Source organism: Paraburkholderia sp. CNPSo 3281, assembly GCF_024206515.1.
Taxonomy (GTDB): Bacteria; Pseudomonadota; Gammaproteobacteria; order Burkholderiales; family Burkholderiaceae; genus Paraburkholderia; species Paraburkholderia nodosa.
The window spans coordinates 79,333-101,999 of record NZ_JAMBPS010000014.1; the positions used below are offsets into that span (position 1 = coordinate 79,333).

Genomic DNA, 22,667 nt, shown 5'->3' on the forward strand with positions numbered 1-22,667 from the left:
ACGTTTGCCGTCGAGCACACTCGAAGCTACTCAATCTGGACAGGACAGTTTTTTACTATGAAGACCGCACAGGAACTCCGCGTCGGCAACGTCGTGATGATCGGTAACGACGCAATGGTCGTGCAGAAGGCCGAATACAACAAATCGGGCCGCAACTCCGCCGTCGTGAAGATGAAGTTCAAGAACCTGCTGACCGGCGCGGGCATGGAAACCGTGTACAAGGCGGACGACAAGTTCGACGTCGTCGTGCTGGATCGCAAGGAAGTGACGTACTCGTACTTCGCCGACCCGATGTACGTGTTCATGGACGCCGACTACAACCAGTTCGAAGTCGAAGGCGAGATGATGGGCGACGCCCTGAACTACCTCGAAGACGGCATGGGCTGCGAAGTCGTGTTCTACAACGAGAAGGCCATCTCGGTCGAACTGCCGACCGTGCTGGTGCGCGAGATCATCTACACGGAACCGGCCGTCAAGGGCGACACGTCGTCGGGCAAGGTCCTGAAGACCGCCAAGCTGAACACCGGCTTCGAGCTGCAAGTGCCGCTCTTCTGCAACATCGGCGACAAGATCGAAATCGACACGCGTACGAACGAGTACCGCAGCCGCGCCTAAAGCCTAAAGGCACCTCAGGCCAATACGGCGTCCGCCCGCTGCTCTGGCGGCAAAAGGCGGACACCGCTATGAAAGCGCCCCCTCGGGGCGCTTTTTCTTTTTTTGCCGAACGTGTATGTTTGAGAGTGCTACGGAAAACCTTACCGGTTATGCGCAACGAATTGCATGCTTGCCGTCTTCAGCGGGCAAGCGGCGAGCAAGCGCGGCGCGCACCGGTCAAAGTGACACTCGCGGCACGGTTTCTGCTGTGAGGTGATAGGGCATGCGTTCCATACTCTTTCCCCTTATCAGGAGAAACACAATGAATAACGACATTGCCGAAGGCAAGTGGAAGCAGTTGATCGGCAAGGCCAAAGCGGCATGGGGCGAGTTGACGGACGACGAACTCGCAAAAGCCGAAGGCCGTGCGGATCGGCTCGCCGGGCTTATCCAGGAACGTTACGGCAAGACGCGTGACGAGGCAGAACTGGAAGTGCGCCGCTGGTTCGACGCGCACCGCCCGCGCGACTGACGCACCGTCCACGGCATGGCCGGTACGGTCGTCGCCCACTTGCAGGCAAACAGGGGGTTGCACGCATGCCAAAGCGCCTGGCGCTTCGGGCATGCACTGCTGCCCGGCCGCCTCGCTGCCGGGCAACGCCGTCGCGCCCCCGCTCTGGCGCAGCACAACTGGGAGGACCGGAACTGAACACCCTGCTACGAGACATCTCCGTGATCTCGGTGAAATCTTTCGCATCGTGCCGCGCTTCTGCGCGCCGCGCGGCTGCCTGGTGGGGCGCGTGTGCGTCCCCGCGCGCGCAGCGCCGGCGCGACTGCGCTCATCCGTAAGCCGCTACCGCCATGCCACACGCCCTGATTGTCGAAGACGATCCCAATAGCCTGTCAGGACTCTCTGCGATCCTGTCGGCCGACGGGTTCTCCGTCGACACCGCTGCCACCCTCGCCGAGGCGCGCGCCGCACTTGCGCGCTTTATCCCCGACGTCGTACTCGTCGATCTGAACCTGCCCGATGGCGGCGGCCTCGAGTTGCTGCCGCATTTGCCCGCGCAGCCGCCAGGCGGCGCGCTGCCCGTGATCGTGATGACCGGCAACGCCACGGTCGAAAGCGCAATCGAAGGCCTGCGCCACGGCATCTGGGACTATCTGCTCAAGCCCGTCAACATTCCGCGCCTGCGCAGCCTGCTCGCGCGCATTCCGCGTCCCTACGAACTGACCGAGGAAGTCCGCGCGCTGCGCGCCACACTGCGCCAGATGGGCCACTTCGGGCCGATGCTCGGGCGCAGCAGCGCGATCCAGCATGTCTACGACACGCTCGAACAGCTCGCGCCCACCGAAGCGGCGCTGCTCGTGCACGGCGAAGCCGGCACGGGCAAGGAAGTCGCCGCGCGCACGCTGCATCAGCTGAGCCGCCGCCGCAAGGGGCCGTTCATCGTGTGTGATGCGCGCTCGCTCGTAGCCGAGACGGCCGCAGGCCGGCCGCTTGCTAGCGTGCTGTTCGGCCACGAGCGCGGCGCGTTCACGGGCGCGGAGCAGCGCGAGCCGGGTCTCGTCGATCAGGCGAGCGGCGGCACGCTCTTCATCGACGAGCTGACCGACCTGCCGCGCGAGCAGCAGGAAACGCTGCTGCGCGCGCTCGATTCGCAGACTTTCATGCGTGTGGGCGGCAACAGCGAGGTGGGCACCGATTTCCGCCTGATCGCGGCAACCCGTGCGAACCCGCGCGAAGCCGTCCAGCAGGGCGCGCTGCACGACGATCTGTGGCTGCGGCTCGATGCTGCGGCGATCCCGCTGCCGCCGCTGCGAGAGCGTGACGACGACGCCGCCCTGCTCGCGCTCGCGTGCATCGACGAGCTCAATCAGGAAGCCCAGGCGCACGGATTGGCCGGCGCGACGCGGCTCGTCGCGCCCTCGTTCGTCCGCGAGTGCCTTGCGTATGACTGGCCCGGCAATGTACGCGAACTGCACGAACGCGTGAGGCGCGCGTGGCACGCCTCGGGCGAGGTGCTGGAAACGTTGCAGGCCGAGGAAAGCAGCGGCGCGGGCCCGCGCGAGATGAACGGCGGCCGCGTGCAGGTCACCGTGGGCACGCCGCTCGCCGACGTGGAGGAAATGCTGATCCGCGCGACGCTCGACGCCGTGGGCGGCACGCGGCACCGCGCCGCGTCACTGCTCGGCATCAGCCCCAAGACGCTCTACAACAAGCTCCAGCGCATGCGGCTGAACTGAATCGGCAGAACGCCCGCACGCTGTAAAAAGGCTGCCCTTCGTTTCCGAAGGACAGCCTTTTTTCATTGCGCCGACGCGGTAATCAGGGCATCAAGGCAGCACGCTGCGCAGCAATGCCTGCGCCTCGACGTACCCCGGGTCCGCCACCATCCTGTCCCAGCGCTGCGCCTTGCCGCGCGCGCGCATGCGCTTGATGCGCAGGCCCGAAGCCTTGGCGGCGCGGCGCGGCTCGATGGTGCGCAACGCGTCGAGCACCTTTTCGGCCTCGTGCGGCTGGTTGCAGATCAGCACCATGTCGCAGCCCGCTTCGAGCGCGGCGCGCGCGCCCTCGGTGAGCGTACCGCCCTGGCGCGCGGCCTCCATCGAGAGGTCGTCGCTGAAGATCGCGCCCGTGAAGCGCAGCCGCTTGCGCAGAATCTCCTCGACCCAGATGCGCGAGAAGCCCGCGGGCTTCGAATCGACCTTCGGATAAATCACGTGCCCCGGCATCACCGCCGTGAGAGAGAGGCCGAGCCAGTCGTAAGGCTGCGCGTCTTCGCCGAGGATCGCTTCGAGCGGACGCTCGTCGACAGGCACCGCGACGTGCGAGTCCGCCGTAGCGAAGCCGTGACCCGGGAAATGCTTGCCGCAATTGGCCATGCCCGCAAGCGAAAGCCCGTGATTGAGACTCTTGGCGAGCAGCGTGACGACGCGCGGATCGCGATGGAACGCGCGATCGCCGACCACCTTCGACTGGCCATAGCCGAGATCGAGGACCGGCGTGAAGGAAAGATCGATGCCGCACGCGCGCAGTTCGCTCGCGAGGATGTAGCCGACTGCCGTCGCGAGCTTGGTGGCGAGCAGCACGTCCTTGTCCCACAACGCGCCGAGGCGCCCCATGGCCGGCAGTACGGTGAAGCCGTCGGTGCGAAAGCGCTGCACGCGGCCGCCTTCATGGTCGACGGCGATCAGCAGGTCCTCGCGCACCGAGCGAATGGCGTCGGTCAGCGCGACGAGCTGCGCACGGTTCTCGTAATGGCGCGCGAACAGGATCACGCCGCCGGTCATCGGGTGCGCGAGGCGGCGCACGTCGTCGTCGTTCAGCGTGGTGCCGACCACGTCGAGCATTACTGGCCCGGGATTGTTCTTCATCGATGAGTTTTGCGTAGATGCCGCGCAACGCACGGCGATAGATATCAGCCGTTGACTTCCGCAACCACGAACGACACCGCGTAGTCATGTTCGTCGGTGATGCTCACGCGCGCCGTGATACCGCGTTCGTCGAGCCACTGAGCGAGTTCGCCCGAAGCGACGATCACCGGACGGCCGCCCGGCTCGTTGAGGGTCTGCATGGCGCGCCAGGTCATCGGCATGCGCATGCCGAGGCCGATCGCTTTCGAGAACGCCTCTTTCGCGGAGAACCGCGTGCACAGATACGCCAGGCCCCGCGCCGCCGAGCGCGCCTTGCGCGCCTCGTAGACCGCGAGTTCGTCCGGGCCGAGCACGCGCGGCGCGAAGCGCCCGTTGGTGCGCTCCATGACTGCCGCCACGCGGCTCACCTGGATGATGTCGGTGCCGATCCCGTAGATCGCCATGAGACTCCCGTCGATGTATGTCGAATGCGCGCGGCGCGAAGGCGTGGGGGTTGCCATCAGCCGCGTGTGCCGAGGCGCGCCGCAACCATGATCGCCTTCATTTCGCGCACCGCGTTCTCCCAGCCCGCGAAGATTGCGTGCGCAACGATCGCGTGGCCGATGTTCAGCTCGACGATGCCGTCGATGGCCGCGATCTGCTGCACGTTCGTGTAATGCAAACCGTGACCGGCGTTCACCTTCAGTCCGAGGCTGTTGCCGCAGCTCACGCCAGTGGCCACGCGCTCGTATTCGCGCTCCTGCTCGCCGGCATCGTGCGCCTCGGCGTAGCGGCCCGTATGCAACTCGATCACGGGCGCGCCCGTTTCGTGCGCCGCGCGGATCTGCGTTTCGTCCGGGTCGATGAAAAGCGAGACGCGGCAGCCCGCATCGGCAAGCTGGCGGCAGGCGGCGGCAACGGCGTCGAAGTGGGCCGCGACGTCGAGGCCGCCTTCGGTCGTCAGCTCCGCGCGCTTTTCAGGCACGAGACAAACGTCGTGCGGTTTGATCTCGCACGCGATGTCGAGCATCTCGGCCGTCACCGCGCATTCGAGGTTCATGCGCGTTCGCAGTTGCGGACGCAGCGCGCGCACGTCGGCGTCGACGATATGGCGGCGATCCTCGCGCAGATGCAGCGTGATCGCGTCGGCGCCCGCCTCTTCGGCGAGGAGCGCCGCGCGGATCGGATCGGGATAAGCGGTGCCGCGCGCGTTGCGCAGCGTGGCGACGTGGTCGATGTTCACACCGAGGTCGATCACGTTGGGCGAAGTGAGAAAGAAGCTCATAGGTTCTGCAAGTCGATCAGAATCTGGCGCGTCGCGAGCGGCGTGCCGCCAAGGTACGTGTTCAGCAGGAAGCGCATGAGCGCCTTGCTCTGCGCAACCGTCTGGGGTCGATGGTAGTCGTCCTCTTCCATGTCGAGCAACGTCTGACCCGAAAGCCGGGGCCATTGAGAAGGCCATTCGTCCGATGCTTCGCGCACGCCGCGTTCTGGATCGAACACGTAGCGAGCTTCGGCCACGACGGCCTTGCGGTTGACGGTGCGGTTGAGCGCGAGCGCGTAGCCCGCCTCGCGCAGCAGCACGCGCTCGAACGAGCGCAGCACCTGTACGGGCGGCTCGTCGTGCGCGAGGCGCGTGAGCGTCACGACGTAGTGCCGAAAGAGTTCGGGGTGCGGGTCTTCGCGCGCGATGAACTTCACCAGCAGCTCGTTCACGTAGAAGCCGCACAGAAGCGCGTCGCCGGTCAGCGGCAACATGCCGCCGACCCACTCGGCGCCGGTGAGCGTGCGCACCTCGCCCTTGCCGGTCCACGAAAGCGCGAGCGGCTGGAAGGTTTGCAGCACGCCGCGCAACGCCGAATGCGGACGCTTCGCACCCTTCGCGACGAGCGCCACGCGGCCGTGATCGCGCGAGAGCACATCGATGATGAGGCTCGTCTCGCGGTACGGATAGCTGTGCAGCACGAAAGCCGGCTGCTCGGCGATGCGGTAATCGGGGGTCGTGCTGCGCGAAGCGCGCGGCAATTGCGAGCGCGCGGTGGTCTTGCGGCCGTTGCGTGATTCGGTGCGCCCTTCGAGCGTGGCGTCCGCGCCTTCGGTCATCGCGTTGCGCGTGGCGGCGCCTTTCGTCACCTTCGTGCTTCGCGTGCTCGTCGTGCTTTGGGTGCCTTTCGCAGGCGAGCGCCGCGCGCCGCGGGAATCGGGCGCTTCGCCCGGTGCGAATGCCTCGTCGGCCTGCGCGTCTTCGTGCGCGGGCCAGTCGTCGTGCAGGGTTCCGGCTGCGCCGTCACTCATACGCGGTGCCCGTCGTGCTTACTCGTAACCGTAGGCGCGCAGCCCGGCTTCGTTGTCGGCCCAGCCGCTCTTCACCTTCACAAAGGTTTCGAGGTACACGGGGCCGTCGAACAGCTTCTCCATGTCGAGTCGCGCGTCGGTGCTGATCTGCTTGAGTTTCGCGCCCTTCTGGCCGATCACCATCGCCTTCTGCGTGTCGCGCTCGACGAGAATCGTCGCGAAGACGCGGCGCAGCCGCCCTTCCTGCTCGAACTTGTCGATCAGCACCGTGCTCGTGTACGGGAGTTCGTCGCCGGTCCAGCGGAACACTTTCTCGCGCAGGATTTCGGCAGCGAGAAATCGCTCGCTGCGATCGGTGAGGTCGTCCTCGCCGTAGATCGGCTCGCCTTCGGGCAGATACGGCTTGAGCGTCGCAAGCAGGCGCTTGATGTCGTCCGGGTTATTTGCCGAAAGCGGCACGATCTCGCGGAACTCGCGCAGACCCTGCACCTGCTGGATGAACGGATACAGCGTGGCCTTGTCGTTCACGCGGTCGATCTTGTTGGCGATCAGGATCGTGGGCGCACTCGGGGGAATCAGGTCGAGCACTTTCTGGTCGTCGGGACCGAACTTGCCGGCCTCGATCACGAATAGCACGGCATCGACCGAGCTGAGCGTGGAGGTCACCGCGCGGTTCAGCGAGCGGTTGAGCGCCGTGCTGTGGCGCGTCTGGAAACCGGGCGTGTCGACGAAGATGTACTGCGCGTCGTCGATCGTGTTGATGCCGGTGATGCGATGGCGCGTGGTCTGCGCCTTGCGCGACGTGATGCTGATCTTCTGGCCGACCAGCGCGTTCATCAGCGTCGATTTGCCAACGTTCGGACGGCCGACGATCGCGACCATGCCGCAACGGAAACCGGCAGGAGTGGGGGTAGGAGCGTTCATGATCGGACCGGAATAGAAAAACGGGAGGCGCGCTCGCTGCGCGCCTCAGTGGAATCAGTGGCCGGCATCGGCCGCGCGCACGGGAATGGCCGTCGTGGCTTCGGCATGCGCCTCGGCATCGGCGCTGGTGCCGCCGGCCGTTGCGGTTTGCGCGCGCTCGACGGTGCGCAACGCCGATTCGGCTTTCACCGCGGCCGAACGGTGGCCGATGGCGCTGGCGCTCGGTACGGCGTCGAAACCCGTGGCCTTGTCGGCGGGCTTGTCGCTGGCCTTCTCTGCACCGCGTTCGGCCTTCTCCGCGGGCTTTTCAGCCGGTTTGTCCTTCTCCGCAGGGCGCTCCTGGACGTGCGCCGCGCGAATGACCGCGAGCGGCGCGCCTTCGGCTGCCGCGGTGTGCGCCGGACGCTCGGTACGCGCCGAGACACGCTCGCGGCGCTCCGGCGAGCGGAGATCGAGCGCGCCCTGCACGCCGGTTACGCCGGGGACGACCTCGGGTTCCGGTTTGGGAGCACGCGCGCCCTTCGAGCGGCGCGGCTTCGCAACCAGCGCGGGCGCGGCGGCCATGACCTCGTCGAGTGCCTTCTTCGCCGCGGCCTGCTCCGCCGCGCGACGGCTTGCGCCCGAGCCCGAGACCTTCACGTCGAGCTTCGGCACCGTGCATTCGACTTCGAACTGCTGATTGTGCGCCGCACCATGCGTCGCGACGACCGTGTAAGTGGGCAGCGCGATCTTGTGACCCTGCAGGTACTCCTGCAGCAGCGTCTTGGAATCCTTGCCGAGCGTGCGCGGATCGATGTGATCGAGGATCGGCACGTAGAGGCGTTTGATGACCGTCTGGGCGGCGTCGAAGCCGCCGTCGAGGAAGATCGCCCCGAAGATCGCCTCCAGCGCGTCGGCGAGGATCGACGGGCGGCGGAAGCCGCCGCTGCGCAACTCGCCTTCGCCGAGGCGCAGGCCGTCGGCAATATTGAGGGCCTGAGCGATTTCGTAAAGCGACTGCTGCTTGACGAGGTTCGCGCGCACGCGCGAGAGGTCGCCTTCGTCCAGCTTGCCAAAACGTTGGAACAATAGGGCAGCCACCGCGCAATTCAGAACCGAATCCCCGAGGAATTCAAGGCGTTCGTTATGCGTGGCACTGTGACTGCGGTGGGTTAAAGCCTGGCGCAGCAATTCCGCATTGCGAAATTCGTAGCGCAAACGGCTTTCCAACGGAGATTGGGGCATGGGGAGAGTATAACGCGCCCGCCGCCCCCGGCGAAAACAGGGGCGGCGGGCGAAAAACCGTGACGAAGCGACGTTACCGGGGATTTTTCAAGTAGCGCGCGAAGATGCAATGCGCGTGATACGAGTGAGACTCGTGTTCGCGCCTACGCTTTTGTTGCTGCTTCGATGACTGCTTCGCGCGCGTGCTGGACGTGCATTGCACGTCCAGCAAACACGAATTACTCGAACGAACCGATGCGACGCAGGTTGCTGAAGTTCATCCAGATGAAGAACGCGCGGCCCACGATGTTCGCGTCGGGCACGAAGCCCCAGTAGCGGCTGTCCGCGCTGTTGTCGCGGTTGTCGCCCATCATGAAGTAATGGCCCGCCGGCACCTTGCAGATCACGCCGCGCGCGTTGTACTGGCAGTTGTCGCGATACGGATAATCCTCTGCGCCCACGATGAACGGCGGCACCGCTGGGTTGTTGAGGATGTTGTTCTTGCGGCCGTTGCCGAGGTCTTCGGTGAACTGCTTCGCATAGCCAATGCGCTCTTCGTCGAAGAAGTCGCTCTGCGGTACTTCCGGCACCGGCTTGCCGTTGATCGTGAGCTGCTTGTCCTGATAGGCGACCACGTCGCCCGGCAGGCCGATCACGCGCTTGATGTAGTCGACCGACTCATCCTTCGGATAGCGGAACACGACCACGTCGCCGCGCTGGAGCGGCCGGCCCTGCGTGAGCTTCGTGTTCGTGATCGGCAGGCGGATGCCGTAGTCGAACTTGTTCACGAGGATGAAGTCACCCACGAGCAGCGTGGGCACCATCGAACCCGACGGAATCTTGAACGGCTCGACGACGAACGAGCGTACGAGGAACACGATCAGGATGACGGGGAAGAAGCTCGCCGTGTACTCGAGCCACCACGGCTGGCGCAGCTTGTCGTTGCGCAGGTTCTGACGCGTGACAGGCGCGTTTTCATCGGCGAAGCGCTCGCCCACACGCTCCTGCTGACGGTCGAACTCCGCGACCGCCGCATCGGCGGCGAGGCGCCGGCGCGGCATGAACACCAGTTTGTCTGCAACCCACGCAACGCCCGTCAAGATGACGAGCACAAAGAGTATCAGCGCAAAATTCATGTAGAGATCCGTTGTCCGGCTTATTTGCGTTACTTATTTATCTTCGACACGAAGGATGGCGAGGAAGGCCTCTTGCGGAATCTCGACCGAGCCGACCTGCTTCATCCGCTTCTTGCCTTCCTTCTGCTTTTCGAGCAACTTCTTCTTACGCGTGATGTCGCCGCCGTAGCACTTGGCCAGCACGTTCTTGCGCAGCGCCTTGATGTTCTCGCGCGCGATGATGTGCGCGCCGATCGCGGCCTGAATGGCCACGTCGTACATCTGGCGCGGAATGATCTCGCGCATCTTCGCCGCGACTTCGCGGCCGCGGTACTGCGACTGCGAACGGTGGACGATGATGGACAGCGCATCGACCTTGTCGCCGTTGATCAGCATGTCGACCTTCACGACGTCCGAGCTGCGGTATTCCTTGAACTCGTAGTCCATCGACGCATAACCGCGCGACACCGACTTCAGACGGTCGAAGAAGTCGAGCACGATTTCCGCCATCGGAATTTCGTACGTGAGCTGCACCTGGCGCCCGTGGTACTGCATGTTGATCTGGTTGCCGCGCTTGTTCGTACAGAGCGTGATGACCGAACCCACGTACTCTTGCGGCATGTACAGGTTCACGGTCACGATCGGCTCGCGGACCTCGCCGATCTTCGAGGGCTCTGGCATCTTCGCCGGGTTCTCGACCTTGATCGTGCTGCCGTCCGCCTGCACGACCTCGTACACCACGGTCGGCGCCGTGGTGATGAGGTCCATGTCGAACTCGCGTTCGAGACGCTCCTGCACGATTTCCATGTGCAGGAGGCCGAGGAAGCCGCAGCGGAAACCAAAGCCCAGCGCCTGCGAAACTTCCGGCTCGTATTGCAGCGAGGCGTCGTTGAGCTTGAGCTTTTCGAGCGATTCGCGCAGCGCATCGTACTGGTTCGCCTCGACCGGATAGAGGCCGGCGAACACCTGCGGCTTCACTTCCTTGAAGCCCGGCAGCGGCTCGGCGGCCGGCCTGGTCGCGTGCGTGACGGTGTCGCCCACCTTGGTCGCGGCGAGTTCCTTGATGCCTGCGATGATGAAGCCCACCTGCCCCGCCGAAAGCTCGTCGAGGTTGCGCGACTTGGGCGAAAACACGCCGACGTGCTCGACCGGATACTGCGCGCCGGTGGCCATCAGCTTGATCTTGTCCTTTGGCCGCAGCGTACCGTTGACGATACGCACGAGCATCACCACGCCCACGTAGTTGTCGAACCACGAGTCGATGATGAGCGCCTGCAGCGGCGCTTCCGGAGCGCCCTTGGGCGGCGGCACCTTGGCGATGAGCGCTTCGAGCACGTCTTCCACGCCGAGGCCGGTCTTCGCGCTGCAGCGCGTGGCGTCGGTGGCGTCGATGCCGATCACGTCCTCGATTTCTTCGATGGCGTTTTCGGGGTTGGCGGCGGGCAGGTCGATCTTGTTGAGCACCGGCACGACTTCCACACCGAGTTCGATCGCGGTGTAGCAGTTCGCCACCGTCTGCGCCTCGACGCCCTGGCTCGCGTCCACCACGAGCAGCGCGCCCTCGCACGCAGAGAGCGAGCGGCTCACCTCGTAGGAGAAGTCGACGTGCCCCGGCGTGTCGATCAGGTTCAGGTTGTAGACCTTGCCGTCACGCGCCTTGTACGTGAGCGCAGCGGTCTGCGCCTTGATGGTGATGCCGCGCTCGCGCTCGAGATCCATCGAGTCGAGCACCTGCGATTCCATTTCGCGGTCGGACAAGCCGCCGCACAGCTGGATGATGCGATCGGCGAGCGTCGACTTGCCATGGTCGATGTGCGCAATGATCGAGAAGTTACGAATATGATCCATTCAGTACCGATCAAGCGAAAAAGGCGCGCCCCAACGATTGCGTGGCACGCCTCGTAAACAGATGAAAAACCGGACTATTTTAGCCGAAAAGGGGTGCCACGGGCGAACCATCCGGTGATGTAACGGATGTGTCATGGCGCGACGCAGATGTCCCGCGGCGTGCCGGCCGTTAGTTTCACGCTCCGCCCGTCGGAGCTGGCGGCGCGCTCGGTGCGCCCGGACCCAGGCCCAGCGTCGCGCGCACGCGCGCCTCGTCGAGATGGTAGTGACACAGCTCGATGCCGTCGCAAAGGAGTACCGGCACGAGTTCGTCGTAACGGGCCTGGAGCGCGGGGTCGGAATCAACATCGACGACGTCGAGCCGCGCGCCCGCCGCTGCGACTAGCGGCTCGAGCGCCACGCGCATGTCCTCGCACAGATGACACCATGCGCGCCCGTAGAGCACGAGGTGCGCGCTCGCCCGTTCGAGCGCGCCCGGCGCCGCCGACGCAGACCGCATGGGTGTGCGCATCGGCGTTACTTCTGCCCCGGCGCGCGCGGGCGCAACGGCACGAACTGCGTGTTGTCGCCGCGACGCACGAGCACCGCCACCGTCTTCTGCGGGTCGAGATGCGCCGTCACCTCCTGGAACTGCTTGGCACTGGTGATATCCGTGTCGCCCACGCGCAGGATGATGTCGCCCTTCTGGAGGCCGGCGCGCTGTGCCGGGCCATCCACCGAGTCCACCATCGCGCCGCCCTTGATCTTGAGCTGGGCGAGCTGGTCGGCGGGGATATCGACCACCGCGATACCGAGCGCGTTCAACGCGCGCGGCTTGGGCTCGGGCGCCTTTTTCTGGTCGGCCTTCGCACTCTTGTCGGTCTGCATCTCGGCGATCGTGATCGGCAGATCGCGCGTTGCGCCCTTGCGCCAGACCGTCACAGTCGCCTTGGTGCCCGGCTTCGTGTCGCCGACCATGCGCGGCAGGTCGGTCGCGGCGTCGACGCTCACGCCGTTGAACTTCAGGATGATGTCACCCGGCTGGATGCCCGCCTTGTCGGCCGGGCCGCCCGGCTCGACGCTGGAGACGAGCGCGCCTTGCGCCTTGGGCAAACCGAGCGAGTCGGCCACGTCCTTCGTCACCTCGCCGATGGCCACGGCAATGCGGCCGCGCGTGACCTTGCCCGTGGACTTGAGCTGATCCGCCACGCGCATTGCCTCGTCGATCGGAATCGCGAACGAGATGCCCATGAAACCACCGGTGCGGCTATAGATCTGCGAGTTGATGCCGATCACCTCGCCCTGCATGTTGATGAGCGGACCGCCCGAGTTGCCGGGATTCACGGCCACATCGGTCTGGATGAACGGCAAATAGTCGCCCGTGTCGCGCCCCTTCGCACTCACGATGCCCGCGGTCACGGTGTTCTCGAGGCCGAACGGCGAACCGATCGCCACGACCCACTCGCCCACGCGCACCTTGTTCGAGTCGCCCATCGTCACGGCCGGCAGATTCGCGGCCTGGATCTTCACGACGGCAACGTCGGTGCGGTCGTCCACGCCGATCAGCTTGGCCTTGAATTCACGCTTGTCGGTGAGCGTCACGTAGATGCTGTCCGCGTCGTCGACCACGTGCGCGTTGGTCATCACGTAGCCGTCGCTCGAGAGGATGAAACCCGAGCCTACGCCGCTGTTCTGTTCGGTGTCATTGCCGCTGTCCGGGCCCGAATCCGAACCGCCGCCCTGGCTTCCGCCCTGGCTGCCACCCTGACCGCCGCCCTGCCCACCCTGCGGCCCTTGCGGGAGCGGGATGCCAAAGAACCGGCGGAAGAATTCCGACATGTCGCCTTGATCCATGCCCGGCGGGAGGCCGCGCTGAGCTGTGGAGATACGCGTGGTGGTGCGGATATTGACGACCGACGGCCCCACTTTGTCCACGAGGTCGGCGAAGTCGGGCAGGTTGGCAGCCGGCGCCGCCGATGCCACGTGCGGCGTGAACGGCAGGCACGCCGCCACGACCGCGGCCGCGAAAAATTTGCGCAGCGGGAGAATCGTCATATCGAAGTCAGCCGAAGGAAGGAGTTACCTGGGAGCCTTGTATTCTATGGCAGACGCGAACTGCTGCAACGTGGTCTGGGGCACTTCGCCAAGCAACGTGATGAAGTAATCGCCGCTGCGCTTCACGAGCACGTGGGTCGCGCCACTGCTGCCCGAGCCTTCCTTGCGACTGTTGTTCTTGACCGGCTCGATAAATACGGAGAGTGTGGACAGTCCGTCGGAAAATACGGCCTGATCGACCGGGATGGGCGGATCGCTCGCGTCGCGCGCCGCCATCGGCCGACGCACTTCGCGAATCTTCTGGAACCCCGGTGCGGCCTGGCCAAACGACCAGCCCTGCGCTTCGATGTCGACCGGCTGGAGCGGCGGGCGCACGACGTTCCAGCCCTCGATATTACGCATGCCGTTCACGATAGGCGTCTTGTCAACAGGACCGCCGATGCGCACCTGCGTGAACGCGAGCTGCTGGAGTACCTGGCCGTTCGACGGATCGAGCATCTGCGAACGCAGCAGCAGACCGGTTTTCGCATCCGCCCATAGCTTGTAGGCAAAGCGGAAATTGTCCTTCGGGTCGAGCTGGATCACCTGGCTGTCGAGGCCCGCCACCCTGTCATTGCCGAGCATCTTCGGCTCGTAGACGCCCAGCACCTGGTCGCCGCTCGTGGAAAGCAGCGCCGGGAAAGCGTCCTTGTTCTGGCGCTTTTCGACGACGAGCAGCTTGCGCTCGGGCACGAAGGTATAGAGATCGTCGTTGTGGCGCAGCATCGTGCGCGGCTTGCCGTCGAGGCTTTCGAGCTTTTCGAACTCGCCGTCCTGCTTCGAGGCGTAGTGCGTGATGCGCGAGGACTGCACGAACTCGCCGCGCTGGTAGACGAAGGTGCCTTCGTAATTTTGCTGCTGGGCGGCCTGCTGGATGCGGTCGAGCAGCTGTGCCGCGCCCTGGCGCGCGGCGGCATCGGCCGCGGACGCGCCTTGCGCGTGGGCACGCGGGGCGACAGACAGTGCGGTGAACATCACGGCTGCGCAGCAAAGGAATGCCGGCAACCGCCCCCAGATTGTCTTTTTATTCAACCGCAATGTCTGCATCAAACTTATTGGCCTTGCGTGGTAAGAGCGGCTGAGCGGACGTACGGCATGGAATCCGACATGACCGGTTGCTGCGCGAACTGCTGGTGCGCCTGCAGATATTCGTCGAGCCGCGCGTCGCGGATGATGTTACCGTCCTGACCGCCCGCGACAGGCGCTGGCGTGGTGTTCATCGCCACGCGCTGCACGCCGTCGCCCTGCGACTGCACGGCGGCGATTTGCGGCGCGCCGGCCACGCCCACGCCGCGCATTTGCGGCATAACGATCCACGTGAGCGTGGCGGCGGCGGCCGCCACGGCCAGCGACGGCATCACGCGACGGCGCAGCGCCAGAATGCGGCCCACGCGCTCGTTGCGGCCAGCCCGCACCCGCGGCAGCGCGGCGGGTGCGAGCAGATGCGGCTCCGCTTCGAAGCGCGCCGCGAAACCCGTCATGAAGGCGCGGCTTGCCGCCTGGCTGAGGGCCAGTTCGTCAGAACGCAGCACGTCGCCGATCAGGTGGTACTCCGACCAGGCTGCGCGCCCTTCGCCGTCGAGTTCCAGATAATTTCCGTTCAGATGCTCCTGCGGCGACGCTTCACCATCGACGAAGGCGGACAGACGCTCGCCGCGCGAGCTTGATACCGATTGCATCGAGACCGAACCCATGATGCTCCCCATTCCCTAACAGACGTCCCTGTGACACCAACTCATTCTGGTGAATCGCGTCGCCGCCCGGGGCGAAGCTGGTGCTTCTTCTTACCAGCGCTTGCCTTCCGGAGTGTCCAGCAGCGGACGCAATTTTGCCGCAATGGCTTCCCGAGCGCGGAAAATTCTCGATCTGACGGTGCCGATCGGGCACCCCATCATCTCGGCGATTTCCTCGTAGCTTAGGCCTTCTATTTCCCGAAGCGTAATGGCGGTGCGCAGCTCTTCCGGTAAAACCGCCATCGCAGCATTGACCGTCTGTGCGATCTGCTTGCTCATCAACATCGACTCGGGCGTATTGATATCCCTTAGTTGATCGGCGTCCGAGAAAGTTTCCGCTTCTTCAGCATCTGCCTCGGTAGAAGTCGGCGCGCGTCTTCCCTGGGTCGCAAGGTAGTTCTTCGCCGTATTGACAGCAATCCGGTACAACCACGTATAGAAAGCCGATTCGCCACGAAACTGCGGTAGTGCGCGGTAAGCCTTGATAAAGGCGTCCTGGGCCACGTCCTCGACCTCGGCGGGGTCCCGCACGAGGCGCGAGATCAGCCGGATGATCTTGCGGTGGTATTTCGAGACCAGGAGCTCGAACGCGGCCTTGTCGCCTTTTTGCACGCGCTCGACCAGAACCTGATCAATTTCTTTTTCGCTCACCTGAAAAATCCGTTAGCACATGAAGTAGACGTGGGGGCACCATTGTAGCGTCCCCGCCACGGTCTCACGTTACGCGAGTAACAGCGGTTACAAGCTTTACAGCGAAAGGAAGCTCAGCGACCGGCCGCGCTGCGCGCGCGCACGGCGAGTGTGCGGAAGGATTCTGCCGGAATGGCGTCGGCGGCGACGAGAATCGTCGTGCGGCGTGCACCCTGCTCCACGACTAGCGCGAGCAGCCATGCGCCCCATTGCGACGCGCCGGCAAGGCGACCGGCCCCGAGGCAGGCGCCGTCGCGCGACCACGCCGTCAGAAAATCTGACCCGATTTCGAGGAAGGCCGGTTGCTTGCGTCGCCACGCCGCAGCCGCGAGGCCGCCGGTCGCGAGGAACGCCAGCGTGACCGGGAAGGCTTGCCAGGCGCCGAACCAGGGTGCGAGCGTCGTGTAGACGGCGGCCGCGGCCATACCCAAACCCGCGGCAACGAGCAGTTGCAGCGCACGCGATGGACGCAGGGAAAGAAGCGGCGCGCCCGCGCGCCGCGAGGGGAAAGCAGGAGGAACGCGGCCCGCCGAAGCATTCGGCGCGGCCGCTTTCTCGTCGTGCGGGATCAAGCGTGACGCTTGAAGACGAGTGTGCCGTTGGTGCCGCCGAACCCGAACGAGTTCTTCAGCGCGACGTCGATCTTCATGTCCCGCGCGGTGTTCGCGCAGTAGTCCAGATCGCATGCCGGATCCTGGTTGAAGATGTTGATCGTCGGCGGCGACACCTGGTTGTGCACGGCCAGCACCGTGAACACCGACTCGAGGCCGCCCGCGCCACCCAGCAGGTGGCCCGTCATCGACTTGGTCGAGTTCACGACGATGTCCTTCGCGTGGTCGCCAAAAGCGCGCTTGATCGCCGTGGTTTCCGCGAGGTCGCCGAGCGGCGTGGACGTGCCGTGCGCGCTCAGCCAGTTCACTTCGCTGGTGTTGACGCCCGCGTTCTTCATCGCGGCGATCATGCAGCGGCGCGCACCGTCGCCGTCTTCCAGCGGCGCGGTCATGTGATACGCGTCGCCGCTCATGCCGTAGCCGCCGATTTCCGCATAGATCTTCGCGCCGCGCGCCTTCGCGTGTTCGTACTCTTCGAGCACCATCACGCCCGCGCCTTCGCCGAGCACGAAGCCGTCACGGTCCTTGTCCCACGGACGGCTGGCCGTCGCCGGATCGTCGTTGCGCTGCGAGAGCGCGCGCGCCGCCGCGAAGCCGCCGATGCCGAGCGGCGAGACGGTCGATTCCGCGCCGCCCGCGATCATCACGTCGCAGTCGCCGTATTCGATCAGACGCGACGCTTCGCCGATGCAGTGCAGGCCGGTCGTGCAGGCCGTGACCATCGCCAGATTCGGGCCCTTGAGGCCGTACTTGATCGACAGATGGCCCGAGATCATGTTGATGATCGAGGCCGGCACGAAGAACGGCGAGATGCGGCGCGGGCCGCGGTTGAGCAGTTCGGTTTGCGTGACTTCGATCATCGGCAGGCCGCCGATACCCGAGCCGACGTTCACGCCGATCCGCTCCGCGTTCGCTTCGGTGACTTCGAGACCGCTGTCCTGGATCGCCTGCATGCCCGCCGCGATGCCGTAATGGATGAACGTATCCATATGGCGCGCTTCTTTCGCCGGCATGTAGTCTTCGACGTTGAAGCCCTTCACTTCGCCGGCAAAGCGGGTCGAGAAGTTCGTCGCGTCGAACTTCGTGATGTTGGCGATGCCGGACTTCCCGGCGACCAGATTGGCCCAGCCGTCGGCAACATTATTGCCAACAGGCGAAATCAGCCCCAGGCCTGTAACAACAACTCGACGACGGCTCACGGTAACCCCTTATCCATAGATGACAAAAACAAAAGCCACAGAGGCCACAGGAAATGCTCCTGTGAGCCCTGTGGCTAGTTGACCGGCAGATGCCCCGCAGCGAGTGCGGCAGGCGTATGCGGTTTCACGGGCGAGCGTCCTCGCGGGCCGCCAGCGCATGCGCGGCGCGGCCCAGGCGGGAATCTGGCGCTTAGGCCTTGACGTTCGCGCGAGCGTAGTCGATCGCTTGCTGAACCGTCGTGATCTTCTCGGCTTCCTCGTCCGGGATTTCCATGCCGAACTCGTCTTCGAGAGCCATGACCAGTTCGACGGTGTCGAGCGAGTCGGCGCCCAGATCGTTCACGAACGAAGCTTCGTTCTTGATTTCCGCTTCGGCGACGCCCAGTTGCTCGGCGACGATCTTCTTGACGCGCTGTTCGATGTTGTCCATTACCCCTCCAAGGGAAAAAAGTTAGCTCATGAGTGCGAGTGCGCGCATTTTATCAGGTTTGACCTGGCTGAAAAGCGGCGCTCAAGGTTCCGGAAGGCTATCCGCGACGGCGCTTGGGCAATGTTTTGCATCAAGCGCATCAAGGCGCGGATAGTACCTGAATCCGGTTAAGACATATACATGCCGCCGTTCACGTGCAACGTCGTGCCCGTGATGTAGGCTGCCTGCGGCGACGCGAGGAACGCGACCGCATGCGCGATGTCGTCCGGGCTGCCGAGGCGGCCCAGCGGAATCTGCTGCTTGAGCGCGGCTTGCTGCTCCGCCGGCAGGTCCTTCGTCATGTCGGTGTCGATGAAACCGGGCGCGACACAGTTCACGGTGATGCCGCGGCTGCCGATCTCGCGTGCGAGCGCGCGCGTCATGCCCGCCACGCCGGCCTTGGCGGCGGCGTAGTTGGCCTGGCCCGGGTTGCCCGACGAGCCCACCACCGAGGTGATGTTGATGATGCGGCCCGTGCGCGCCTTCATCATCGGGCGCAGCACCGCGCGCGAGAGGCGGAACACCGACTTCAGGTTGGTGTCGATGACCGAGTCCCACTCGTCGTCCTTCATGCGCATCGCCAGGTTGTCCTGCGTGATGCCCGCATTGTTGACGAGGATCCCGAGACCGCCGAATTCCTTGACCGTTGCGTCGATCAGCGCTTCCGCCGCAGCGGCGTCATTGACGTTGAGCACCGCGCCGCGGCCCTTCAGGCCCGCTGCTTCGAAAGCGGCCGAGATGGCCTGCGCGCCGGTTTCGCTCGTTGCCGTACCGATCACCGTCGCGCCCTGGCGCGCCAGTTCCAGCGCGATCGCACGGCCGATGCCGCGGGTGGCGCCGGTCACGATCGCGGCTTGATTGTCGAGAGTCTTTTCCATCGTTTGAATCCGTTAGCGGTGGTGGCGTAGGCGCTCAGGCCTTCAGAAGCGCGAGCGCTTCGTCGAGCGACTTCGGATCGAGCACCGAGGCGCCGACCAGGTTGCCGTCGATACGCCTGGTGAGGCCCGCAAGCACCTTGCCCGGACCGCATTCGACCACGTGCGTCGCGCCGTGCGCCGCGATGGCCTGCACGCATTCGACCCAGCGCACGGCGCCCGCGGCCTGGCGCACGAGCGCGTCGCGGATCTTCGCGGGGTCGGTTTCGAATGCCACGTCGACGTTGTTCACCACGGGAATCTGCGGCGCGTTGAGCGTGACGTTCGCGAGATAGTCGCGCAGCTGATCCGAGGCGGGCTTGAGCAGCGACGAGTGGAACGGGGCCGATACCGGCAGCGGCAGCGCGCGCTTGGCGCCCTTCGCCTTGGCGATTTCGCAGGCCTTCTCGACCGCGCCCTTGTGGCCCGCGATCACGACTTGCGCCGGCGCGTTGAAGTTCACCGCTTCGACCACACCGCCGCTCGCGGCGGCGGCTTCCGTGCAGACTGCGCGCACAGTGTCGTCGTCGAGGCCGAGCACGGCGGCCATGCCACCCTCGCCAACCGGCACCGCGCTCTGCATCGCCTGCGCGCGAAAGCGCACGAGCGGTACGGCGTCACGGAATGCGAGCACGCCGGCGGCGACGAGCGCCGTGTATTCGCCGAGGCTGTGGCCCGCAACGATGGCAGGCAGAGGACCGCCCGCCTGCTGCCACGCGCGATAAACGGCGTAGGCGGCGGTGAGCATGACCGGCTGGGTGTTGGTGGTGAGATTGAGTTCTTCGGCGGGGCCTTCGGCGATCAGCTTGCCGAGGTCCTGGCCCAGCGCGTCGGACGCTTCTTGCAGCGTCTCGCGCACGACGGCGTTATCGGCGAAGGCGTCGAGCATGCCGACGGCCTGCGAGCCTTGTCCGGGAAAAACGAACGCGAAATTCATAACGTCCCCAAATTCGATCAATACGGGTGGGCAATGCGCTCGGACGAACCGCCGCGGACTGCGCACGACGTGCACGTCGTACGCCAGGACCGGCTGCGGGAGCGCGAGAGCCCGCTCAGGATGCTTAGAAGCGGATGACGGAGGCGCCCCAGGTGAAGCCGCCGCCGACGCCTTCGATCAGCACGTTATGGCCGCGCTTGATGCGGCCGTCGCGCACCGCGACGTCGAAAGCGAGCGGAATCGAGGCCGCCGAGGTGTTGCCATGCTCGCCGACGGTCACCACCATGCGCTCGGCGGGCAGGCCGAGCTTGCGGCAGGTGCCCTGCATGATGCGGATGTTGGCCTGGTGCGGAATCAGCCAGTCGACCTGGTCGGCGCTCAGCTGCGCCTTGTCGAGCGCCTCGATCGCGACCTTTTCGAGCACGTTCACGGCCAGCTTGAACACGGCCTGGCCGTCCATGTGCAGGAACGCGTTGCCCGCGATCACGCCGCCGTGCACGTTGCCCGGCGTGCACAGGATGTGCGCGTAGCTGCCGTCGGCGTGCAGCGCGCTCGAAAGCACGCCCGGTTCGCTCGACGCCTGCATCACGATCGCGCCTGCGCCGTCGCCGAACAGCACGCAGGTGGTGCGATCGCTGAAATCGAGAATACGCGAGAAGGTTTCCGCGCCAACCACGAGCGCCGTGCGATGCTGGCCGCTACGGATCAGGCTGTCGGCCACCGAAACGGCGTACGCGAAGCCCGAGCACACGGCCTGCACGTCGAACGCCGCGCCGTGATTGCGGATGCCGAGCTTGTTCTGCAAGAGGCAGGCCGTGCTCGGAAAGACGAAATCGGGCGTGGAAGTGGCGACGATGATGAGGTCGATCGACTGCGGATCGACGTCGGCGGCCGCGATCGCACGCTGCGACGCCGCAAGCGCGAGATCGCTCGTCGTGACGTCGGGGGCGGCGAAGTGGCGCGCGTGAATGCCCGTGCGGGCCACGATCCACTCGTCGCTTGTCTCGACGCCTTTCGCGGCGAGCCGTTCGGCCAGTTCCTGGTTGGTGACGCGATCAGGCGGAAGGTAGCTGCCCGTGCCGATCACGCGGGAATAGAGAGTCGATTGAGCCATTATGCCTTCGAGGATGATGCGGCGCCGGGCGGTACCTCGCCCGCTGCCTGGCTGGGCGCACTGGAAGCCTGCCCCGCCTGCGCGGCTTGCACGTTCTGGGCGCCGCCGGGCTCGTCTGCCGCCTGTTCGAGCGAACCGGCGTTTTCTTCCATGGCGTGCGCGAGGCGCTCCAGCACGCCATTTTTGACGGCATCATACCCGCGATTGATCGCACACTCAAACGCGTAGGCATCGGCCGAGCCGTGGCTCTTGATGACGAGGCTCTTCAAGCCGAGCAGCGCCGCGCCGTTGTACTGGCGATGGTCGACACGCTTCTTGAAGCGCATGAGCACGGGCAGCGCGGCAATCGCCATGAGCTTGGTGAGCCACGAGCGGCCGAACTCTTCCTTGATCATGTCGTTGAGCATCTGCGCGAGGCCCTCCGACGTCTTGAGCGCGACATTCCCAACGAAACCGTCACAGACGATGACGTCGACGGTGCCCTTGTAAATGTCGTTGCCTTCGACGTTGCCGCGGAAGTTCAGCGTGCTCGCGCGCAGAAGCTCGCCTGCGCGCTTGATGGTGTCGTTGCCCTTGATGACTTCTTCGCCGATATTCAGGAGCCCGATGGTTGGGCGATCCTTGCCCTCGAGCGCCGCGACGAGCGCGTGGCCCATCTCCGCGAACTGCAGCAGGTGCTGCGGTTCGCAGTCGACGTTCGCGCCGAGGTCGAGCATCGTCGTGTAACCGCGCGGGTTCGGCAGCGCGAAGGCGATAGCCGGGCGTTCGATGCCGGGCAACGTCTTGAGCACGTAGCGCGAAACGGCCATCAGCGCGCCGGTGTTGCCGGCCGAGATGCAGGCTTGCGCCTCGCCCTCTTTCACGCGATTGAGCGCGACGCGCATCGACGAGTCTTTTTTCTTGCGCAGGGCGACTTCGACCGGATCGTCCATTTCGACGACCTCGGTGGCGGGCACGACGGTAAGCGCGGGATGGTCCGACGCCTTCAGCTTCTTCAACTGGGCGCGAACCGCCGACTCGACGCCTACGAGCATGAGATGCGCGTCGGGGTGCGAGCGGACGAAATGGACTGCGGCAGGCACCGTCACAGACGGGCCGTGGTCGCCTCCCATGCAATCTATCGTGAGCGTAACAGTCATGGAATGCGACGGATTTCAGGCACAAAAAAGCGGCAGTTGAATGCCGCCTTTTTTGCCGAGCCGAAATATGGTCAAGCGAACGGAATCGTCAGATGCGGCACCAGGTCGTCAATACTGCGCGACACTGCACCGCACGCTGAAACGATTAGTCGTTCTTGGTCTTGACGACTTTCTTGCCGCGGTAGTAGCCGTTCGGGCTGATGTGGTGACGCAGATGCACTTCACCCGTGCTCGGCTCGACGGCCAGCGGCGCGCCCGTGAGGAAATCGTGCGAGCGGTGCATACCGCGCTTCGACGGCGACTTCTTGTTTTGTTGAACTGCCATGATAACTCCTGAAAATTTTCCGAATTCTAACACAGCCCGATCCGGCCGCCGCCACCCTTGGGGGGTGGCCGGACTCCGGGCTCAGGCCCACGCGTCTGGTACTGCCTGCCCTGCGCAGCCGCCTAAG

Annotated in this window: 24 protein-coding genes; 3 read left to right on the plus strand and 21 right to left on the minus strand. The window is 65.1% G+C overall.

Annotated elements, in window-relative coordinates; genetic code table 11:
• Positions 1-57 precede the first annotated feature (57 nt).
• From efp to M3I56_RS16670, 3 genes are all read left to right on the plus strand, one after another.
• Positions 58-615 (plus strand): elongation factor P, encoded by a 558-nt coding sequence (gene efp / locus M3I56_RS16660; RefSeq protein WP_028206670.1) that lies wholly within the window; start codon positions 58-60, stop codon positions 613-615.
• A gap of 301 nt (positions 616-916) precedes the next feature.
• Entirely contained in the window at positions 917-1,126 is a 210-nt protein-coding gene (locus M3I56_RS16665; RefSeq protein ID WP_028206671.1) for a CsbD family protein, read from the plus strand.
• Between the two features lie 329 nt (positions 1,127-1,455).
• The gene (locus M3I56_RS16670) at positions 1,456-2,841 is read left to right on the plus strand and encodes a sigma-54 dependent transcriptional regulator (RefSeq protein ID WP_028206672.1); all 1,386 of its coding nucleotides are present in this window, start codon (positions 1,456-1,458) and stop codon (positions 2,839-2,841) included.
• A 90-nt stretch (positions 2,842-2,931) separates the two neighbouring features.
• Here M3I56_RS16670 and nagZ read toward each other — a convergent pair whose 3' ends face one another.
• The 21 genes from nagZ to rpmF form a co-directional block, all read right to left on the minus strand.
• Positions 2,932-3,972, minus strand: a complete 1,041-nt coding sequence (nagZ, locus tag M3I56_RS16675) for a beta-N-acetylhexosaminidase (RefSeq protein WP_254354926.1) — start codon at positions 3,970-3,972, stop codon at positions 2,932-2,934.
• Between the two features lie 44 nt (positions 3,973-4,016).
• Positions 4,017-4,415, minus strand: a complete 399-nt coding sequence (gene acpS / locus M3I56_RS16680; protein WP_254354973.1) for a holo-ACP synthase — start codon at positions 4,413-4,415, stop codon at positions 4,017-4,019.
• A 56-nt stretch (positions 4,416-4,471) separates the two neighbouring features.
• Positions 4,472-5,236 carry a pyridoxine 5'-phosphate synthase gene (pdxJ, locus tag M3I56_RS16685; protein WP_254354927.1) on the minus strand — a complete coding sequence of 255 codons (765 nt, stop codon included), beginning with the start codon at positions 5,234-5,236 and terminating at the stop codon, positions 4,472-4,474.
• Positions 5,233-6,246, minus strand: coding sequence for a DNA repair protein RecO (gene recO, locus M3I56_RS16690; protein WP_254354928.1), 1,014 nt, complete (start codon positions 6,244-6,246; stop codon positions 5,233-5,235). Before recO ends, pdxJ begins: the two co-directional genes overlap by 4 nt.
• Before the next feature lie 18 nt (positions 6,247-6,264).
• Entirely contained in the window at positions 6,265-7,170 is a 906-nt protein-coding gene (gene era, locus M3I56_RS16695) for a GTPase Era (protein WP_254354929.1), read from the minus strand.
• 54 nt (positions 7,171-7,224) lie between these two features.
• Complete coding sequence (gene rnc / locus M3I56_RS16700) at positions 7,225-8,394, minus strand: ribonuclease III (protein WP_254354930.1); 1,170 nt, start codon at positions 8,392-8,394, stop codon at positions 7,225-7,227.
• 218 nt (positions 8,395-8,612) lie between these two features.
• The gene (gene lepB, locus M3I56_RS16705; RefSeq protein ID WP_254354931.1) at positions 8,613-9,509 is read right to left on the minus strand and encodes a signal peptidase I; all 897 of its coding nucleotides are present in this window, start codon (positions 9,507-9,509) and stop codon (positions 8,613-8,615) included.
• Between the two features lie 33 nt (positions 9,510-9,542).
• Positions 9,543-11,336, minus strand: a complete 1,794-nt coding sequence (lepA, locus tag M3I56_RS16710) for a translation elongation factor 4 (protein WP_254354932.1) — start codon at positions 11,334-11,336, stop codon at positions 9,543-9,545.
• A 175-nt stretch (positions 11,337-11,511) separates the two neighbouring features.
• Positions 11,512-11,847, minus strand: coding sequence for a glutaredoxin family protein (locus tag M3I56_RS16715; RefSeq protein ID WP_254354933.1), 336 nt, complete (start codon positions 11,845-11,847; stop codon positions 11,512-11,514).
• Positions 11,848-11,852: 5 nt separating this feature from the next.
• Entirely contained in the window at positions 11,853-13,370 is a 1,518-nt protein-coding gene (locus M3I56_RS16720) for a DegQ family serine endoprotease (protein WP_254354934.1), read from the minus strand.
• A gap of 24 nt (positions 13,371-13,394) precedes the next feature.
• Positions 13,395-14,456 (minus strand): MucB/RseB C-terminal domain-containing protein, encoded by a 1,062-nt coding sequence (locus tag M3I56_RS16725; RefSeq protein ID WP_028206680.1) that lies wholly within the window; start codon positions 14,454-14,456, stop codon positions 13,395-13,397.
• Between the two features lie 5 nt (positions 14,457-14,461).
• Positions 14,462-15,103, minus strand: a complete 642-nt coding sequence (locus M3I56_RS16730) for a sigma-E factor negative regulatory protein (protein ID WP_254354935.1) — start codon at positions 15,101-15,103, stop codon at positions 14,462-14,464.
• A 90-nt stretch (positions 15,104-15,193) separates the two neighbouring features.
• Positions 15,194-15,793 (minus strand): RNA polymerase sigma factor RpoE, encoded by a 600-nt coding sequence (gene rpoE, locus M3I56_RS16735; protein ID WP_027795258.1) that lies wholly within the window; start codon positions 15,791-15,793, stop codon positions 15,194-15,196.
• A 113-nt stretch (positions 15,794-15,906) separates the two neighbouring features.
• Positions 15,907-16,404: a protein YgfX gene (locus tag M3I56_RS16740; RefSeq protein WP_254354936.1), complete on the minus strand. Its 498-nt coding sequence runs from the start codon at positions 16,402-16,404 to the stop codon at positions 15,907-15,909.
• Complete coding sequence (gene fabF / locus M3I56_RS16745) at positions 16,401-17,642, minus strand: beta-ketoacyl-ACP synthase II (protein WP_254354937.1); 1,242 nt, start codon at positions 17,640-17,642, stop codon at positions 16,401-16,403. The genes M3I56_RS16740 and fabF overlap by 4 nt, the downstream gene beginning before the upstream one ends.
• Positions 17,643-17,832: 190 nt before the next feature.
• Positions 17,833-18,072: an acyl carrier protein gene (gene acpP / locus M3I56_RS16750; protein WP_004197638.1), complete on the minus strand. Its 240-nt coding sequence runs from the start codon at positions 18,070-18,072 to the stop codon at positions 17,833-17,835.
• Between the two features lie 167 nt (positions 18,073-18,239).
• Positions 18,240-18,989 (minus strand): 3-oxoacyl-ACP reductase FabG, encoded by a 750-nt coding sequence (fabG, locus tag M3I56_RS16755; RefSeq protein WP_254354938.1) that lies wholly within the window; start codon positions 18,987-18,989, stop codon positions 18,240-18,242.
• Between the two features lie 34 nt (positions 18,990-19,023).
• Positions 19,024-19,962: an ACP S-malonyltransferase gene (fabD, locus tag M3I56_RS16760; RefSeq protein ID WP_254354939.1), complete on the minus strand. Its 939-nt coding sequence runs from the start codon at positions 19,960-19,962 to the stop codon at positions 19,024-19,026.
• Positions 19,963-20,086: 124 nt separating this feature from the next.
• A complete protein-coding gene (locus M3I56_RS16765) occupies positions 20,087-21,076 on the minus strand; it encodes a beta-ketoacyl-ACP synthase III (RefSeq protein ID WP_254354940.1) in 990 nt (329 codons plus the stop codon).
• Positions 21,076-22,215 (minus strand): phosphate acyltransferase PlsX, encoded by a 1,140-nt coding sequence (plsX, locus tag M3I56_RS16770; protein ID WP_254354941.1) that lies wholly within the window; start codon positions 22,213-22,215, stop codon positions 21,076-21,078. The genes M3I56_RS16765 and plsX overlap by 1 nt, the downstream gene beginning before the upstream one ends.
• Before the next feature lie 145 nt (positions 22,216-22,360).
• On the minus strand, positions 22,361-22,540 hold the full coding sequence (gene rpmF / locus M3I56_RS16775) for a 50S ribosomal protein L32 (protein WP_018441573.1): 180 nt from the start codon (positions 22,538-22,540) through the stop codon (positions 22,361-22,363).
• Positions 22,541-22,667 lie beyond the last annotated feature (127 nt).